The sequence below is a fragment of the Streptomyces sp. SID12501 genome, assembly GCF_010550245.1.
Classification (GTDB): domain Bacteria; phylum Actinomycetota; class Actinomycetes; order Streptomycetales; family Streptomycetaceae; genus Streptomyces.
This window is the reverse complement of record NZ_JAAGLU010000860.1, coordinates 1-411: the sequence shown is the minus strand read 5'-3', so window position 1 is coordinate 411 and position 411 is coordinate 1. Positions and strand designations below refer to the sequence as shown.

Annotated in this window: 1 protein-coding gene; it reads left to right on the top strand. The window is 73.0% G+C overall.

Annotated features, from left to right (window positions below):
• Positions 1 to 77: 77 nt before the first annotated feature.
• Positions 78 to 411 (top strand): ATP-binding cassette domain-containing protein (locus tag G3I71_RS48850; RefSeq protein WP_164325435.1); only part of this gene is annotated, 334 nt, incomplete at its 3' end.

Below are 411 nucleotides of genomic sequence, written 5' to 3'. Positions count from 1 at the left end.
CCCACCGGCCGGCGCCCCGGCCCGCCCGCCACGCGCGGTGCGGGCCGGGCGTCGGCACTCACAGATCGGTCACCACCATGGAGAACGCGCCACTGCTGCGCATGGCAGGGGTGAAGAAGGCCTTCGCGGGCACGATCGCCCTGAGCCAGGGCGACCTCACCGTGCAGCGCGGTGAGGTGCACGCCCTCATGGGCCAGAACGGGGCGGGCAAGTCGACGCTCATCAAGGCCCTCACCGGCGTCGTCGCACCCGACGCCGGCACGATCGAGCTCGACGGCGAGCCCGTCGCGTTCCGCTCGCCGCACGACGCCCAGCGCGGCGGCGTCAGCCCCATCTACCAGGAGATCAACCTGGTGGGGCTGCGCACCATCGCGGAGAACGTGTTCCTCGGCAAGGAGCTGCGGCGTGGCC